The sequence below is a fragment of the Bradyrhizobium sp. Ken01 genome (assembly GCF_055807355.1).
Map to the genome: position 1 here is coordinate 1 of NZ_JBVVPC010000001.1, position 16739 is coordinate 16739.

Annotated in this window: 14 protein-coding genes; 3 read left to right on the forward strand and 11 right to left on the reverse strand. The window is 63.4% G+C overall.

Annotated features, from left to right (window positions below; translation table 11 throughout):
- Positions 1-89: 89 nt before the first annotated feature.
- A complete protein-coding gene (hpnH, locus tag AC0L3S_RS00005) occupies positions 90-1250 on the reverse strand; it encodes an adenosyl-hopene transferase HpnH (protein WP_007593619.1) in 1161 nt (386 codons plus the stop codon).
- A gap of 36 nt (positions 1251-1286) precedes the next feature.
- Positions 1287-2213: a 4-hydroxy-3-methylbut-2-enyl diphosphate reductase gene (ispH, locus tag AC0L3S_RS00010; protein ID WP_473263061.1), complete on the reverse strand. Its 927-nt coding sequence runs from the start codon at positions 2211-2213 to the stop codon at positions 1287-1289.
- 461 nt (positions 2214-2674) lie between these two features.
- Here ispH and hpnN point away from each other — a divergent pair, with 461 nt between their 5' ends.
- Complete coding sequence (gene hpnN, locus AC0L3S_RS00015; protein ID WP_473277689.1) at positions 2675-5263, forward strand: hopanoid transporter HpnN; 2589 nt, start codon at positions 2675-2677, stop codon at positions 5261-5263.
- On the opposite strand, the gene AC0L3S_RS00020 is transcribed toward hpnN, so the two are convergent.
- The gene (locus AC0L3S_RS00020) at positions 5231-5863 is read right to left on the reverse strand and encodes a DUF2147 domain-containing protein (protein ID WP_473277690.1); all 633 of its coding nucleotides are present in this window, start codon (positions 5861-5863) and stop codon (positions 5231-5233) included. The two genes, hpnN and AC0L3S_RS00020, sit on opposite strands and share 33 nt — an antisense overlap.
- Positions 5864-6004: 141 nt before the next feature.
- On the opposite strand from AC0L3S_RS00020, the gene hpnO reads away from it, so the two are divergent.
- Positions 6005-7396 carry an aminobacteriohopanetriol synthase HpnO gene (gene hpnO / locus AC0L3S_RS00025; RefSeq protein WP_473263064.1) on the forward strand — a complete coding sequence of 464 codons (1392 nt, stop codon included), beginning with the start codon at positions 6005-6007 and terminating at the stop codon, positions 7394-7396.
- Positions 7397-7405: 9 nt separating this feature from the next.
- Here hpnO and AC0L3S_RS00030 read toward each other — a convergent pair whose 3' ends face one another.
- From AC0L3S_RS00030 to AC0L3S_RS00060, 7 genes are all read right to left on the reverse strand, one after another.
- Positions 7406-7711 (reverse strand): HigA family addiction module antitoxin, encoded by a 306-nt coding sequence (locus AC0L3S_RS00030; protein WP_473263065.1) that lies wholly within the window; start codon positions 7709-7711, stop codon positions 7406-7408.
- 11 nt (positions 7712-7722) lie between these two features.
- Positions 7723-8004, reverse strand: coding sequence for a type II toxin-antitoxin system RelE/ParE family toxin (locus AC0L3S_RS00035; protein ID WP_473277691.1), 282 nt, complete (start codon positions 8002-8004; stop codon positions 7723-7725).
- 58 nt (positions 8005-8062) lie between these two features.
- On the reverse strand, positions 8063-8836 hold the full coding sequence (locus AC0L3S_RS00040) for an anti-sigma factor family protein (RefSeq protein ID WP_473277692.1): 774 nt from the start codon (positions 8834-8836) through the stop codon (positions 8063-8065).
- Complete coding sequence (locus AC0L3S_RS00045; protein WP_473277693.1) at positions 8833-9381, reverse strand: sigma-70 family RNA polymerase sigma factor; 549 nt, start codon at positions 9379-9381, stop codon at positions 8833-8835. Before AC0L3S_RS00045 ends, AC0L3S_RS00040 begins: the two co-directional genes overlap by 4 nt.
- A gap of 157 nt (positions 9382-9538) precedes the next feature.
- Positions 9539-9874 carry a cupredoxin domain-containing protein gene (locus AC0L3S_RS00050; RefSeq protein ID WP_473263070.1) on the reverse strand — a complete coding sequence of 112 codons (336 nt, stop codon included), beginning with the start codon at positions 9872-9874 and terminating at the stop codon, positions 9539-9541.
- Positions 9875-9897: 23 nt separating this feature from the next.
- Positions 9898-10842: a metallophosphoesterase family protein gene (locus AC0L3S_RS00055; protein ID WP_473277694.1), complete on the reverse strand. Its 945-nt coding sequence runs from the start codon at positions 10840-10842 to the stop codon at positions 9898-9900.
- Between the two features lie 187 nt (positions 10843-11029).
- Positions 11030-12649: a GMC family oxidoreductase gene (locus AC0L3S_RS00060; RefSeq protein WP_473277695.1), complete on the reverse strand. Its 1620-nt coding sequence runs from the start codon at positions 12647-12649 to the stop codon at positions 11030-11032.
- A gap of 201 nt (positions 12650-12850) precedes the next feature.
- On the opposite strand from AC0L3S_RS00060, the gene AC0L3S_RS00065 reads away from it, so the two are divergent.
- Positions 12851-14023 (forward strand): M20 aminoacylase family protein, encoded by a 1173-nt coding sequence (locus AC0L3S_RS00065; protein ID WP_473277696.1) that lies wholly within the window; start codon positions 12851-12853, stop codon positions 14021-14023.
- A gap of 12 nt (positions 14024-14035) precedes the next feature.
- On the opposite strand, the gene AC0L3S_RS00070 is transcribed toward AC0L3S_RS00065, so the two are convergent.
- Positions 14036-16549: a hypothetical protein gene (locus AC0L3S_RS00070; protein WP_473277697.1), complete on the reverse strand. Its 2514-nt coding sequence runs from the start codon at positions 16547-16549 to the stop codon at positions 14036-14038.
- Positions 16550-16739 lie beyond the last annotated feature (190 nt).

A 16739-nucleotide genomic window follows, 5' to 3' on the forward strand; every position in this document is an offset into this window, starting at 1 on the left:
GCCGCGCGACGCGCGCATCACATAGCGCCGTAGCTAGCGCGGCTTGGCCGCGGAGGCCGACCCGTTACCCCATCTACAGGGCATCGCGATTAGGCGGCGGTCGAAGCCTTCCGTGCGGCCTTTTCCTGCGCGGCGGCGGCCTCGTCCTTGCGGATCTCCGACAGGCGCTTCTGCACTTCCGCCGAGAAGATGTACTGCGCCGGACGCTGCTTGCTCATGTCGATCTCCGGCGCCATCGGACCCGTGGTCCTGATGCCGCGCAGCGACACCCACATCGCCTTCAGCGGGTTGTTGATGGCGGCGGTCGCCGCCGTCGGCTCGTAGCCGCAATGGGCCATGCAGTCGGCGCACTTCTCGTACTTGCCGGTGCCGTAGGTCTCCCAATCGGTGGTGTCCATCAGCTCCTTGAAGGTCTTGGCGTAGCCTTCACCGAGCAGATAGCAGGGCTTCTGCCAGCCGAAGATGTTGCGCGCGGGCATGCCCCAGGGCGTGCACTCGTATTCCTGGTTGCCGGCGAGGAAGTCGAGGAACAGGCCGGAATGCATGAAATTCCACTTCTTGCCCTTGCCCATCGCAAAGACGTCGCGGAACAGCTTCTTGGTCTTGGTGCGGTTGAGGAAGTGCTCCTGGTCGGGCGCGCGCTCATAGGCGTAGCCCGGCGACATCGAGACGCCGACGCCGAGCTCGACGGTGAGGTCCAAGAACTTCGCGATCTCCTCGGCCGGATGGCCGTCGAAGATGGTGGCGTTGACGTTGACGGTGAAGCCGCGGGCCTTGGCCGCCTTGATCGCGGAGACGGCGCGGTCGAACACGCCCTTCTGCGACACTGCCTTGTCGTGATGCTCCTTCAGGCCATCGAGATGCACGGAGAAGAACAGATAAGGCGAGGGCTCGAACAGATCGAGCTTCTTCTCGAGCAACAACGCGTTGGTGCAGAGCGAGACGAACTTCTTGCGCGCCACGAGGCCGCGCACGATCTCGCCGATCTCCTTGTGGATCAGCGGCTCGCCGCCGGGAATGGCGACCATCGGCGCGCCGCACTCGTCGGCCGCGTCCCAGCACTCCTGTGCGGTCATACGGCGGTTGAGGATCGCATCCGGATAATCGATCTTGCCGCAGCCGACGCAGGCGAGGTTGCAGCGGAACAGCGGCTCCAGCATCAGCACGAGCGGATAGCGCTTGCGGCCAAGCAGCTTCTGCTTGATCAAATAGCCGCCGATACGCATTTCCTTGAAGAAGGGGATAGCCATTACAAGTTTCTTTCTGGGCTTGAAATTCGGGTGGGATCAGCTCGCAGCCAGTTGGGCCGGAAGCCGGAATTCGATGTTTTCCTCGCGGCCGGGGAGCACCGAGACCTTGACCGGTCCGATCCGCCGCATTGCTTCGATCACGTCATCCACGAGTACCTCGGGCGCCGAAGCGCCAGCCGTCACACCGACGGTTCTGGCATCTTTCAACCACTCGGGATTGAGCGCTCTGCCGTCGGCGATCAGATAACTCGCGACACCGGCCTCAGTGCCGATTTCGCGGAGCCGGTTCGAATTCGAGCTATTGGCAGCGCCCACCACCAAGATCACGTCGACCAGCTTGCTCAAGTCCCTTACCGCAGATTGGCGGTTCTGTGTCGCATAGCAGATATCCCGGATATCCGGGCCTTGAATATCTGTAAAGCGGGCCTGCAGGGCCGAAATGATGTCCTTGGTGTCATCCACCGACAGGGTGGTCTGGGTGATATAGGCCACTGGCGTATCCGCCGGCAGCTCAAGGGCCTTAACCTCTTCAACGCTTTGGACCAGCAATACGGGGGCGGGAACCTGGCCCATGGTACCCTCGACCTCGGGGTGGCCGGCATGGCCGATCAGGATCAGGGTGCGGCCTCTGGCGATGTAGCGCTTCCCCTGATTGTGAACTTTCGTGACCAGGGGGCAGGTGGCATTGAGCACCGGAAGGTCGCGCGCGGCCGCTTCCTCCTCGACGCTGCGGGCGACGCCATGAGCGCTAAAGACCGTCACAGCCTTCGGCGGCACCTCCGACAGTTCCTCGACGAAGATCGCGCCCTTGTTTTTCAGGCTCTCGACGACGTACTTGTTGTGCACGATCTCATGGCGCACGTAGACGGGCGGGCCGTACTTCTCCAGCGCCCGTTCCACGATCTCGATCGCACGCACCACCCCCGCGCAAAAGCCGCGCGGTTGCGCCAGATAAACTTCCATTGGACGTCCATCACGCAAGTTGCACCAATCCGCTCTCAAGTTCAGGGGACACCCCGATACGAACCAATGAGTTGCAATATCCGCACCACGGCTTCGCGCACGCGGTAGCTGCCCACCGCTGTCGGGGCCCCGGTGCATGGAGGCGCAGTACTTTGTGTCAAAAAATCGGCAGCAAGGAAAGGTAGGATGAACTTTGGTTCCCCACTGGATCACTTTTGCGGTATTATAGTAGAGGGTGATTGGTCAGGAAAACGGTGGCATCGATGTTTGCCCCTTCGTCACTTTCCCGCCTCAACTCCCCGGCTATACCGACCGTCCCGCATGATTTTGCCATGGTCTTCCGCCGTTTACCTCGAACCTTCTGACGGCGATAACCACTCAAAACAGCAATAGGTTTCGGCTGGGAACTCCGTTACATAGCGGGCGTTTCCGGCAAGCTGTTAACCGCAGAAAGAAAAGTAGTGCTGCAAAGCGTCGTCGTTGCCATCGTCAGGGCCTGCACCCGGTTTGCCTCCCTCGTCGTCGTTCTCGGGCTCCTGCTGGCGGTGGGGGCGGGCTATTACACGTCCCAGCATTTCGCCATCAACACCGATATCAATTCGCTGATTGCCCAAAATCTGGACTGGCGCCAACGCGACCAGCAGTTCGATCGCGCCTTCGACCGCGATGCGACGATTACGGCGGTGGTCGAAGCCAAGACGCCGGAGATGGCGACCGCGGCGTCGGACGCACTCTATGCCAAGCTGAAGGACAACAAGACCGAGTTCCAGTCGATGCAGCAGCTCGGCACCGGCGAGTTCTTCGAGAAGAATGGCCTGTTGTTCCTGCCGACCGAGGAAGTCGCCAAGGTCACCAGCCAGTTCGAATCCGCCGCGCCCCTCATCGAGATCATGGCAGGCGATCCCTCGATCCGAGGCCTCACCGGCGCGCTCGAGACCGGACTTGCCGGCGTCAAGCGCGGGCAGGTCAAGCTCGACAACACCGAGCGGCCCTTCAACCAGATCGCGCAAACGGTCGAGACCGTGCTCAACAAGGGCAACGCGACCTTCTCCTGGCGCGAGCTCGTCAGTGACGAGCCGCTGACGGATTCGGACAAGCGCGCCTTCATCGAATTCAAGCCGATCCTCGACTACAACGCGCTCGAGCCCGGCAAGGGGGCAACCGACGCGATCCGCAAGGCCGCAGCCGATCTGGATTTTGCCACCAAATATCAGGCGCGGGTCCGGCTGACCGGACCGGTCCCGATCGCCAATGAGGAATATGCAACCGTCCAGGAAGGCGCTGTCGTCAACGGCATCGGGACGGTGCTCGTCGTGCTGCTCATCCTGTGGCTGGCGCTGCATTCGGCGAAGATCATCTTCGCGGTGTTCGTCAATCTCTTCGTGGGTCTTGCGCTGACAACCGCCGCCGGCCTGATGATGGTGGGCTCGCTCAATTTGTTGTCGATCGCGTTCGCCGTGCTGTTCGTCGGCCTCGGCGTCGATTTCGGCATTCAGTACAGCGTCCGCTATCGCTCCGAGCGCTACAAGCACAACGATCTCTCGGGTGCGCTGATCCTGGCCGCCAAGCGCTCGGCAATTCCGTTGTCGCTGGCGGCAATGGCGACCGCAGCCGGCTTCCTCTGCTTCATCCCCACCGACTACAAGGGGATCGCCGAACTCGGCCAGATCGCCGGAGTCGGCATGCTGGTCGCGTTCGTCACCAGCATCACGGTGCTGCCGGCGATGCTGAAGCTGTTGAACCCGCCCGGTGAGAAGGAGCCGGTCGGCTATGCCTTCCTGGCGCCGCTCGATTACTTCCTGGAGAAGCACCGCGTGCTCGTCGTCGGCGGCACGATGTTTCTGGCGGTCGCCGGGCTGCCGCTGCTCTATTTCATGAAGTTCGACTTCAACCCGATGAACCTGCGCAACCCGAAGGCGGAGTCGATCGCGACCTTCCTCGATTTGCGCAAGGATCCCAACACCGGCGCCAATGCCATCAACGTGATGACCACGTCGGAAGAGCAGGCGAAGCAGGTGGAGGCGAAGCTGGAGAAGGTGCCGGAGGTGCTGCGCGTGATGTCGCTCAACAGCTTCGTTCCCGAAGACCAGCCGCCGAAGCTGAAGCTGATCGCGCAGGGCGCCAAGGTGCTGAATCCCGCGCTCAATCCCGACCAGATCGACGCCGCGCCATCGGACAAGGAAAACGTCGATGCGCTGAAATCCTCGGTCGACAATCTGCGCCGGACCGCAGGCGATGCGAAGGGCCCGGGTGCGGTCGCCTCGCGTCGGCTCGCGGACGCGCTGGAAAAGCTCGCCAATGGCGATGAAGCCACGCGGAACAAGGCGCAGGACGTGTTCATCGCGCCGATGAAGATCGTGTTCGACCAGCTCCGGAACGCGATGCAGGCCGAGCCGGTCACGCTGAAGTCATTGCCGGCAGATCTCGTCAGCGCCTGGAAGAGCAAGGACGGCATCATCCGGGTCGAGGCGTTGCCGAAGGGCGATCCCAACGATAACGACACGCTGCGCAAATTTGCGGCGGCGGTGCTCGTTGCCGAGCCGACCGCGATCGGCGGTCCGGTCTCGATCCTGAAGTCCGGCGACACCGTGGTGAAGGCGTTCATCCATGCCGGGATCTATGGGCTGCTGGTGATCGGCCTGTTGCTGTGGATCACGTTGCGCCGGTTCGTCGACGTGCTGATGACGCTGGTGCCGCTGCTGGTGGCGGGCGCGGTGACGCTCGAGATCTGCGTGCTGATCGGCTTGCCGCTCAACTTCGCCAATATCGTCGCGTTTCCGCTGCTGCTCGGCGTCGGCGTGGCCTTCAAGATCTACTATGTCGTGGCCTGGCGCTCGGGCAGGACAAACCTGCTCCAGACCAGCCTGACGCGCGCGATCTTTTTCAGCGCGCTGACAACGGCGACCGCGTTCGGCAGCCTTTGGCTGTCGAGCCATCCCGGCACGTCCAGCATGGGCAAGCTGCTCGCGCTGTCGCTGGTGACGACGCTCGCCGCCGTGCTGCTGTTTCAGCCTGCCCTAATGGGCAAACCCCGCAATCTCAGGGAGTAGGCAGATGTCCCCGACCTGGTCGGCGGCGCTCTTCTGACCGGGTTTGGCAGTGCCGGCGGCCTTCGGGGCTGCGGGCGCAGGCTGCGCCGCTGTAGCGCCCGTCGTCGCCGGGGCTTTCGGCGCCGCGCCGGTGGACTTCGGCGCGCCCTTGGCCATCGCGTTGGCGGAGCTCAAGGGAATCGGGGGGCTGACCCGGGTCCAGGTCTCGCCACCGCACAGGAATCCCATCACGCAGCCCTTGATCTCGAGCTGGTCGGTGCCAACCGGCGTGATGGTCGCGCTGTAGAGCTGGCCGTCCTTGGCGTTGTAGACCTGACCTTCCCACTGATCGGCGCCGGGCTTCTTCTTCATGTCGATCAGGGTCGCCATGCCGAGCGTGGGCCGGGTCTTTTTCGACGCGTCCGGATTGTTCTCGTCGCGGCCGCCGGGCTGTTTTTCCCAGGAAACCGCACCCCACATGCTGCCATTGCATTGGGCGACACGAATGTTGGCGACGCCATCGGCAACCCGCCAGTCGCCGGTGGGATCGGCGGCGAGCGCGGGGGTCAGGCAGGTGTAACCGCCAGCCAGTATTAGTCCGGTGTAAAGGGCTAAACGCATGATAGTTCCTTGGCAGTGCAACATGGTCTAAAGCTCTGCTTGCGAAGATGGTCCGAAAAAGGGCAAAAGGCCGCACAGACCGTTTTCAGCGACGTTCCGTTTTCAGTTGACGAGACGGCCCTCAACCGAAGTATGTAGCGGATGCACAGCCCAAATCCAGACATGTCTCAGCTGTTCGCGGACCGCCAGGCCCAGCGCAGCGCCCTGCATAATCGGCATCTGAACGAGCAGTTCGTTCGGGTTCTGAAGACCATCGGCTACGATGTCGGCTTCCAGAAGGGGCAGGGACAGTACCTCTACGACCGCGACGGGGCGCGCTATCTCGACCTCTTGTCCGGTTTTGGCGTGTTTGCGATCGGGCGCAATCATCCGGTCATGCGCGAGGCGCTCAAGAGCGTGCTCGATGCCGACCTGCCCAACCTCGTCCAGTTTGACGTCTCGGTGCTTGCCGGCGTGCTTGCCGAGCGGCTTTTGAAGTACGTCCCCTATCTCGACAAGGCGTTCTTCGCCAATTCCGGCGCCGAATGCGTCGAAGCGGCGATCAAGTTCGCCCGCGGCGCCACCGGCCGTCCGGGGATCGTCTATTGTGCCCACGGCTATCACGGACTGACCTATGGCGCGCTGTCGCTGACCGGTGATTCGAACTTCCGCACCGGCTTCGAGCCGTTGCTGCCGGGCTGCACCTCGGTCCCGTTCAACGATCTCGCCGCGCTCGAAAAGGCGCTGGCCTCGCGCGAGGTGGCGGCCTTCGTCGTGGAGCCGATCCAAGGCAAGGGCGTCAACATGCCCAGCGACGAGTTCCTGCCGGGTGCAGCTGCGCTCTGCAAGAAATACGGCACGCTGTTCGTCGCCGACGAGATCCAGACCGGCATGGGCCGCACCGGCCGCTTCCTCGCGGTCGAGCACTGGAACGTCGAGCCCGACATGGTGCTGCTCTCGAAGTCGCTGTCCGGCGGCCATGTGCCGGTCGGCGCGGTGCTGACGCGCAAGAGCATCTTCGACAAGATCTTCAACCAGATGGACCGTGCGGTCGTGCACGGCTCGACTTTCTCCAAGAACGACCTGGCGATGGCCGCGGGCATCGCCACGCTCGACGTCATGGAGTCCGAGAAGCTGATCGAGTCCGCCGCCAAGCGCGGTGCCGAGCTGCGCCTCGCGCTCACGCGCATGGTGCCCGGCTACGAGCTGTTGAAGGAAGTCCGCGGCAAGGGCCTGATGATCGGCGTCGAGTTCGGCCCGCCGAAATCGCTGCGGCTGCGGGCGTCCTGGAACGTGCTGGAGGCAGCCAACAAGGGCCTGTTCTGCCAGCTCATCACCGTGCCGCTGTTCAAGGACCACAAGATCCTCACGCAAGTCGCCGGCCATGGCAGCCACACCATCAAGCTTCTGCCGCCGCTCACCATCACCGAGGAAGATTGCGGCTGGATCGAGCGCGCCTTCGACGACGTCATCGCCGGCAGCCACAAGGTCCCCGGCGCGATCTGGTCGCTCGGCAAGACGCTGGTGGACAACGCGGTGAGGCGGTCGGCGTAACCTGATCCCTCAGGCCGCCTTGGGCTTGTTTACAGTCTCGATGCGGTCGAGCGCCTTGCCGAGATCGCGTTTGGCAATCTGGATATCGTAATCGTTCTGGAGATTGAGCCATAGCTCGGCGGTCGTACCGAGGGCTTTGGCGAGTCGAAGTGCTGTGTCGGCGGTGACCCCAGTCTGCTCGCTCGCGATTCGCTCGATTCGCGTGCGGGGAAGGCCGCATGTCTTGGCGAGCGCGCCAGCCGACATGTCTAGCGGAACCAGAAATTCCTCCCGAAGAACCTCACCAGGATGCATGGGCTTTAATTTTTTGGCCATCCTCACGTCTCCTAGTGATAGTCCACAATCTCGACCTCGGCGGCGCCCTGCGCTGTCCAGACGAAGCACACTCGGAACTGATCGTTGATCCTGATCGAGTGCTGTCCCTTGCGATCGCCCGCGAGGGCCTCAAGACGGTTGCCGGGCGGCGCCCTTAAGTCGCTGAGTTCGCTGGCTGCGTGCAGATAGCGCAATTTCCGACGCGCAACCTTCACCAGATCAGCCGGAAAGCCTTTAGGGCTTTCGCTGTCAAAGACCGCCTCAGTCGTCTTATCCCTGAAGGTCTTGATCACTCAGGCAATGTATCACTATCTGATACACGGTTCAAGGTCCCGCGTATCAACGAGGCCGCTACCCCTCCACATTCGCCTTCATCGCCGCCTCGAACTTGTCGACGAACTCGGCGAGCTCGTCTGCGCCGAGATCGCTGACGGCCCAGAAGTTCAGGCCGCGCTCGCCCCAGCGGCGGCAGTTGAAGCCCTGCATGGTCTGGGTCTTCGGCGGCCGGTGTTCGGTGTTCGATGTCTGCGACACGAACAGATTGACCACGTGCTGCCGGCGCTTGTAGACGACCGCACCGATGGCACGGGCGTCGATATAATCGAGCCTGCCGCCGACCAGCGTAAAACCTTGTGCGGTGAGGTCGATGACGGGCGGGGCGACGTCGAGCTTGCCGTTGAACCACGGCTTCACCGTGTGCTGGTCGGTCGACACCACGTCGATGAGGTGGCCGGCCTGGAGCGAGCGCAGATGCGCGGAGACGACCTCCGACAGGATGCGCTGCTGGTCGTCCTGGCGCAGCACCAATGCGACAACGCCGGAGGCGGCGAGCGCGGAGACTGCCGAGCCCATCGCAAAGCCGCGCAGCACGGAGCGGCGGCTCGGCTGTTGACGCTGCGGCTGCGGCTGCGGCAGCGAAGCCTCGATACGCGCACGCAGGCTCGCCGGTGCGGTGTAGCGCAAGTCGGCGTCCGCGAGCACGCGCTGCATGTCGCGTTGGGCCGAAAGCTCCGCAGCGCAGGTCGGGCAGCTGGCGATATGAGTTTCGACCTCGCGCGCATGGCCGGCATCAAGCTCGTTGTCGAGCAGCGCGTGAAGCAGCATTCTTGCTTCGTCGCAGGTCATCTTGCTTGCTCCTCATCCGCCGTCCAGGCCGCGCGCAGCATGGCGCGGGCGCGGGCAAGGCGGGACATCACGGTGCCAACCGGCGCGCCGACGGCCTCGGCGATTTCACGATAGGACAGGTTGTTGATCTCCCGCAGCACGAATGTTTCCTTGAACGGCTCGGCGAGCGCGTCGATCAGCTTGCGGATCGCGCCCGCATCGCGGTTGCGCAGCACCTCGGTTTCGGGGCTGGCCTCGGTCTCTTGCCAGACCGGCGTCTGCTCGGCAGCGCCGGGCGTATCGTCGATCGCGCTGTGCCTGTGGGCGCGCCGTGCATATTCGGCATTGCAGACGTTACGCAGGATCGCCAACAGCCAGGGCTTCATCGCCGGCCCGCGATAGCTGTCGAAATGCTTCAGCGCGCGCAGATAGCACTCCTGTACCGCGTCCTCGGCATCGGAGGCGTCACGCAACAGATAGCGCGCGAGCGTGTAGACGTCGTCGAGATGGGGCAGAGCCGCCTCGCGGAAGCGTTGCGCCTTCTGCAAATCGTCGTTGGCAGGCATCGCTCCTCGCTTTGCCTCTTGTTCTGCTCGTTGCTTCGTGTCGTCGCTGTTCGTCTCGTCCCTGTTCGTCTTGTCTCCGTGTGTGGCCGAAGGCACATGAGCCCGGCCGGCGTGGGACCACCGGCCGGGCAAGACGTTGATGCCTTGGTTCGAGATGTTACTCAACCTTGATCATCCCCGTCATGTGCGGGTGCAGAGAACAAAAATATTTGTAGTCACCCGCATTGGTAAAGGTGAACGAGAACTTGTCGTCAGTGTCCAGGGTCTTGGACCTGAACTTGCCGGCCGACACCACGGTGTGGGGGATGTCGTCCCGGTTGGTCCAGGTCACGGTCGTCCCGACCTTGATCCTGAGCTCGGCCGGCTGGAAGACGAAATTGTCGATATGCACCTCCATGTCGTCGGCATGGGCGGTTGTGGCGGGTAGCAGCATGGCCGCGGCCAAAGCGAGACCGAAGGCGACACCGAGGTCGCGGCGATTGAATGTATTCATTGTCAGCTTCCGTTAGTCCTGCATCAACCCTGGAGCGGCGTGTCGATGATCGCGAGCCGCTGCTCGTTCTGCTTGAAGTTGATGCTAGCCACACCGAGCATAGCGCGGAGCTTTGCGTCCTCGACCTTCATCGGTCCGGGCGAGGGGGCAGCTCCCGGTGCCGGCTGCGGGAAGGCGGTCGAGCGCGCGGTATGGAAGGTGACGTTACCCTCGACCTTCTGCATCACCTGGTGGATGTGGCCGTTCAGCACGGTGACCGAGCCAAAGCCCTTCACCTGGTCCAGCGCGCGGGCGCCGTCCTCAGTGCCCCAGCCCCACTCGGGATAAACGGTCCAGAGCGGGATGTGGGCGAACAGCACGATCGGCGTCGATTTCGACTTGCCGCGCAGATCGTCCTCGAGCCAGGCGAGCTGCTCGGCGCCGAGATTGCCGAGGCCTCCGGCCTTGAGGTCGACGACATTGACGAGGCCGATGAAGTGCACGCCGCCGGCGTCGAACGAATACCAGCCTGCGCCCTTGGTGCCGCGGCCGTAGCGCTCGCGATAGAACTTCACCTCCTCGTCGAGGAAGTCATGCTCGCCGGGCACGTAGTGCACGTCGAGCTTGCTCTGCGAGATGATGCGGTCGGCATTGTCGAACTCGGCGGCCTTGGACAGATGGGTGATGTCGCCAGTGTGGATCATGAACGACGGCTTGACCGGCATCGCGTTGATCTTGTTGACGGCTTCCTCCAGCGTGCCGAGCGCGTTGGGATTGGCCGGCTTGTCGAAGCCGACATGGCTGTCGCTGATCTGGAGGAAGGTCATTCCGGGCGCGACCGCGGTCGCAGCTTGCGCGGAATCGATGATGCCGAGCGAGCGCGGCACGCCACCCGTGATGGTCCAGAGCACCCCGGTGCCGGCCCAGGTCATGCATTCCAACACCTTGCGGCGGCTTAAGCCGTCCTCGCCCTGATCGTGTCCGCTCATCGCGCAGCTCCACTTCGCCCGGAATTGGGCTTCGGGGAGGTGATTGGGGGAGGAGGGGACTTATTCCCGGACGCGATGACGTTTTCGTGAGGTGGTTGGACGCGTAGCCCGTATGGAGCGTACCGGAATGCGGGCCAAATCGAGCGTCCTCTCCCGGATTTCGCTACGCCCCATCGGGGCTACGCATTCACTTCGCATCCTCCAAAATCATCGTCGCGCCTTTCTCGGCGATCATCGCGGTGGGCGTGTTGGTGTTGCCGGACGTGATGGTCGGCATGATCGAGGCATCGACGATGCGAAGGCCGCCGAGACCGTAGAAGCGCAGGCGTTCGTCGACCACCGCCATGGGATCGCTCACCGCGCCCATCTTCGCGGTCCCGACGGGATGGAAGATGGTGGTGCCGATGTCGCCGGCAGCCTTGGCGAGTGAGGCATCGTCGTCGCCGACGGCGGGGCCGGGCAGATATTCGCTCGGGCGGTATTTTGCCAGCGCCTTCTGCTGCATCAGGCGGCGGGTGGTGCGGATGGCATCGGCCCCGACCTGACGGTCGTCATCCGTTGAAAGATAATTCGGCGCGATGATCGGCTTTTCGTCCGGCGCCGCCGAACGCAGACGTACGGTGCCACGCGAGGTCGGCTGGAGATTGCAGGCGCTCACCGTGATCGCGGGGAAGCGGTGCAGGGGATCGCCGAACTTGTCGAGCGACAGCGGTTGCACGTGGAACTGGAGGTTGGCGCGTGCGCGCGTCGCATCGGAACGTGTGAAGATGCCGAGCTGCGACGGCGCCATGGTCAACGGCCCGCGGCGGCGGAAGGCGTAGTCGAGACCCATCAGGCCGCGTCGAACCAGATTGTAATAGGTCTCGTTCAATGTGCGCACGCCTTCGACCTTGTAGATCGCGCGCTGCTGCAGATGGTCCTGCAGATTGCGGCCGATGCCGGGCTTGTCCATCACGATGTCGATGCCGAGCGGCGACAGCCAGTCGGCGGGCCCGATGCCGGAGCGATGCAGCACCTGCACCGAACCGATCGCGCCTGCCGAGAGGATCACCTCGCGTTTCGCACGCGCCTCGATGATCTCTCCGTTCTGGATGAAGCGCACGCCGATGGCGCGGCCCCGTTCGATGATCAGACGATCGACCAGCACATGCTTTTCGAGCCGCAGGTTCGGGCGGTTCAGTGCCGGCTTGAGGAAACCGCGCGCCGACGACCAGCGCCGGCCGCGCTTCTGATTGACGTGGAAATAGCTGGTGCCTTCGTTGTCGCCGGTATTGAAATCCGGGATGCGCTTGATGCCCATCTCCTCGGCTGCATCGCCCACGGCATCGAGGATGTCCCACGCCAGCCGCGGCGCCTCGATGCGCCAGCCGCCGCCGGCGCCATGATGCTCGCTCGCACCGAGGAAATGATCCTCGAGCCGTTTGAACAGCGGCAGCACGTCGTCATAACCCCAGCCGGTCATGCCGAGCTGGCGCCAGTGATCGTAATCGGCGGCCTGTCCACGCATCGAGATCATGGCGTTGATCGCCGAAGAGCCGCCGATCACCTTGCCACGGGGATAGGCGAGCGAACGGCCGTTCAGCCCGGGCTCGGCCTCGGTCTTGAACATCCAGTCCGAGCGCGGATTGCCGATGGCGAAGAGATAGCCGACGGGAATGTGGAACCAGATCCAGTTGTCGTCGCCGCCGGCTTCGAGGACGAGGACGCGATTGCTGGAATCGGCAGACAGCCGGTTGGCGAGGATGCAGCCCGCCGTGCCTGCCCCAACGACAATATAGTCAAACTCACCTTCGAGCCGCCTTGGCATTATGCTTCCATCCAACAGGAGTCATGGCCGGGCTTGTCCCGGCCATCCACGCGCTTTCCGTTCTAATAGTCAGACGTGGATGGCCGGGACAAGCCCGGCCATGACGAGAGGACAGACCTACCCCAGACCCTCCGCCAGTTGGGTGGACTGGTGCTTGCATGGTAGACAGGCCTGCATTTTCAACAAAACTTGAGACCCTCCATGCCCATCGTGAACCGCGTCGCCGACCTTCAACCCGATATTCAGGCCTGGCGCCGGGACATCCACCAGCATCCGGAGTTGCTCTACGACGTCCACCGCACCGCAGCATTCGTCGCGGACCGCCTGCGCGAATTCGGCTGCGATGAGGTCGTGACGGGCATCGGCCAGACCGGCGTGGTCGGCGTGATCAAGGGCAGCAAGCCGGCCGGCGAGGGCCTGAAGACCATCGGCCTGCGCGCCGATATGGATGCGCTGCCGGTCGAGGAGCAGACCAACCTGCCGTACGCCTCGAAGATCCCGGGCAAGATGCACGCCTGCGGCCACGACGGCCACACCGCGATGCTGCTCGGTGCTGCGCGTTATCTCGCCGAGACCCGCAACTTTGCCGGCGATGCGGTGGTGATCTTCCAGCCCGCCGAGGAGGGCGGCGCAGGTGGAGCGGCCATGGTCAAGGATGGAATGATGGAGCGCTTCGGCATCGAGCAGGTCTATGGCATGCACAACGGTCCCGGCATCCCGGTCGGCTCGTTCGCGATCCGGCCGGGTCCAATCATGGCGGCGACCGACGAGGTCGATATCATGATCGAAGGCCTCGGCGGCCATGCCGCGCGGCCGCACAAATGCGTCGATTCCGTTCTGGTTGGCGCGCAGGTGATCACGGCGCTACAGTCCATCGTCGCGCGCAGCGTCGATCCGCTGGAATCGGCCGTGATCTCGATCTGCGAATTCCACGCGGGCAATGCCCGCAACGTGATTCCGCAAACGGCAACGCTGAGGGGCACCATCCGCACGCTGTCGCCGGAGGTGCGCAAGCTGGTCGAGAAGCGCGTGCACGAGGTCGTGGCGGGCGTGGCGCAGATCACCGGCGCCAAGATCGACCTGCGCTACCAGCGGAATTATCCCGTGGTGAACAACCACGCCGCGGAGACCGAGATCGCGCGTCGCATCGCCGGGCAGGTCGCGGGCGAGGCCAATGTGCTCGAGATGCCGCCGCTGATGGGCGGCGAGGATTTCGCCTATATGCTGGAAGCGCGTCCCGGCGCCTTCATCTTCTGCGGCAACGGCGACAGCGCCGGCCTGCATCACCCCGCCTACAATTTCGACGACGAGGCGATCGTTTACGGCACCTCGTACTGGGTCAAACTGGTGGAGGGCCAACTCGCGGCGTCGTAAGCGCGGGCGGTGTCAGTCTGGTCTTTTGATCGTCGTGGCGATCTTCTGCAACGCCTCGGCATTGGCTGATACGCCGTTGCGCGAACACGGTGCGTTCGGCTCAAAGCCGAGCGCGCCGTGAATGAATTTGCGGGCGGCCTCCGACAGCGCCCAATCCATCGGGGGCTCGAAGATACTGCCGTTGACCATGTCCTTGCAAAGCATGAGCGGCACGAACTCCGCGGTGACGTTCGGCGGCAGGGCCGGCGTGTTGACGAAGGCGTTCATGATGTGAACTTCGTGTCCGGCTCGGCTGGCGAACAGGCCGAGGAGTGGCGCGAGCGTTTCATTGAGCAGCATCGCGGTGTTGCCCTGCTCCTCCGGTGTTTCCTGCCTCGCCGTGGGCTCCGGCGCCGCTTTCGTGCCGCCGGTCGAAAGCGATTGCTGCGTCGGTTGCTCGCCCGGAGGACGGGATTGCTCTGTCGTTCCGTCGAAACCGACGAAGACGAAGATGAAGTGGAGGGGGTCGGCCCGCTCCGGTAATGCTGCGATCGCCTGCGCCAGTTCGCCGAGAGTTGCGACACCTGCCGCGTCGAAATAGCCGCCATCCAAGATGTGACCTTGCCGTTTTCCGTTCTTGGTCAGAGTGCCGGCCGGGCTGATCCACGGAAAGCGGGCCCCATTATGAATTGCGGTCGATATCGCAACGTCGCGCATTGCGATCTGGTGGAAGTCATCCGCGTCGATCGCTTTGCCGAGATTGACTGTGCTGGTGAGAATCCTCCGGCCGGTCTCTTCGCTCGCGCCGTTGACGATGAGAATCGGGCGCCAGGGCTGGTCCTTCTTGGGGGCGAGCGTCAGGAAGGGTTTTTGCAGCAGATATGCGCAGTTCGTTCCACCAGCCGGGCATGAGTCGTCCCAGGCTGCCTCCCAGGCTCGTTCCAGCGCCTCGGCGCGATCGGGCAGGAATGCGAAGGGAAGGAAACGCTGAAGCAGGTCGGGAAACAGCATGCCAGTCAGGCTCGGACTCAGCGCATCGTCGCCCGTGAACTGGGGCAGGCTCTTGGCGAGCTGCCGGGGCGGGACGGCGGGCTCGACATGAAGGAAGGCAGAGTAGCCGACCGCTCCGACGCTACCGCCCGAGACCGAGCTGATCGCGAACAGGCTCTGCGCGAGCTGGCCGTTGCTCGACTGATGCAGAGCGCCCAAGACCTCCCCGGTCCAGTCTCCGGCTCGTGATGCTCCGCCCTCGGACGCAACCAGCACCATCGGAAGTGCCCCGCCTTTCAGCGGATCCTTCTGTTGTTTCCGCCAGGTCGCATAGGCCTCCGCGAGCGTGAGCCGTTCGGCGACTGCGACCGGCTCAGGACCTCGTCCGAACGCGCGACGGCCGACGGCGTGATTGTCCATCCAGAGACTGAAAACGCCCGCCGCGACCAGCGTGGCCGCAACGACGGGCAGGCGAAGACCGCCTCCGGTCTGGATCGCGATGATGGTTGGCGGGATGATCAGCCCGATGCCGATGAAGACGACAGCAGGCGCACCGAAGGCATGGCCAAATGTCACCGGCGCTAAGGTCGCGAACGCCATCAGCGCGACCGCGAGCAGCAGACTTGTGCCGATCCACCAGGGCGCAAACCCAATCCGTCTTGAGCCCGGACGAAAGCGCCTGGTCAAATCTTCGCGCTTGATCAGAAAGGCAAGGAATCCCAGTGCCACAATTACCAGGACGATGGGCAGCCCGAAATTCCTTTGCGGAATGAGAGCAATCAGGACGAGAAGGAATGGAGCAACACCGAGTATGCGAGGTACCCATTCCAGCAGTCGTCTCGGCCGCCAGCTGGTTCGGTCGAGGCCGTAGTTGAAGTCGATCAAGAGCCGCGGCCAGAGCCAGGATTGAATTCCGAGGAACAACAGCCCGAGGACGAAAGCGACGAGCTGACGTTTCGGCGCCTCGAGCGAGTCGTCTCCGATGGCACGTACGAGGTCGATGCCCTGCGGCAGAAAGGCGAGAGCCAGCGAGGCACCTAGCACGAGGATCGCCAGGGTGCCGATGCCGCGGGTTTTCTCGAATGTCCGGCGGATCAGGAGCCAGCGTCCCGTAAGGCCCTGGTAGGTATCGGCGTCGTCCTCTGGAATGCCTGCCGCAATGCCGCCGCGAACGGCCGTCAGCTCGACGGAGCCGTGATTGTTGCCGTACTTGCTGAGCAGGTCGTTGGCATAGAAGGTCACCCGGCCGGAGTTTTCGAACCGGTGAGTGCAGCCCCGCCCGATTGCGAAACGTTCACTGGTGCCCGGGACCTCGCCGCACAGGCAGAACCAGTTCTGACCTGCAAAGCGCGGTTGAATCTGGAAAATATCGGCGAGGAAATTGCGATACCCGTCGGGCCCGCACGATATAAACCAGTCCTTCCAGCGGCCGTGGGCACTGAAAGACCAGGTCTCTCCGGCCTTTACCTGCGGGCCTTCGTTCATCGTGCACTTCGAATTCACCTCGACAGGGCCGAAATGGTCCAACGCGCCATCGCATTTCGATGAGGTCGTCATGAAATGATCAGTCCCGCAAAAAAATCGATCCGGCAATCGGGGCGCGGGGACCTGACAAGGTCCGCCGGACCGTGGATCGGCGAGCATGTAATCATGCATTGAGACGAACCACAATCTGAAGATGTGGATGGCTTCCGGACAATCGACGGCAGGATGGTTTTGGGCGCGCGTCGGCAAAGCAAAAGGCCCG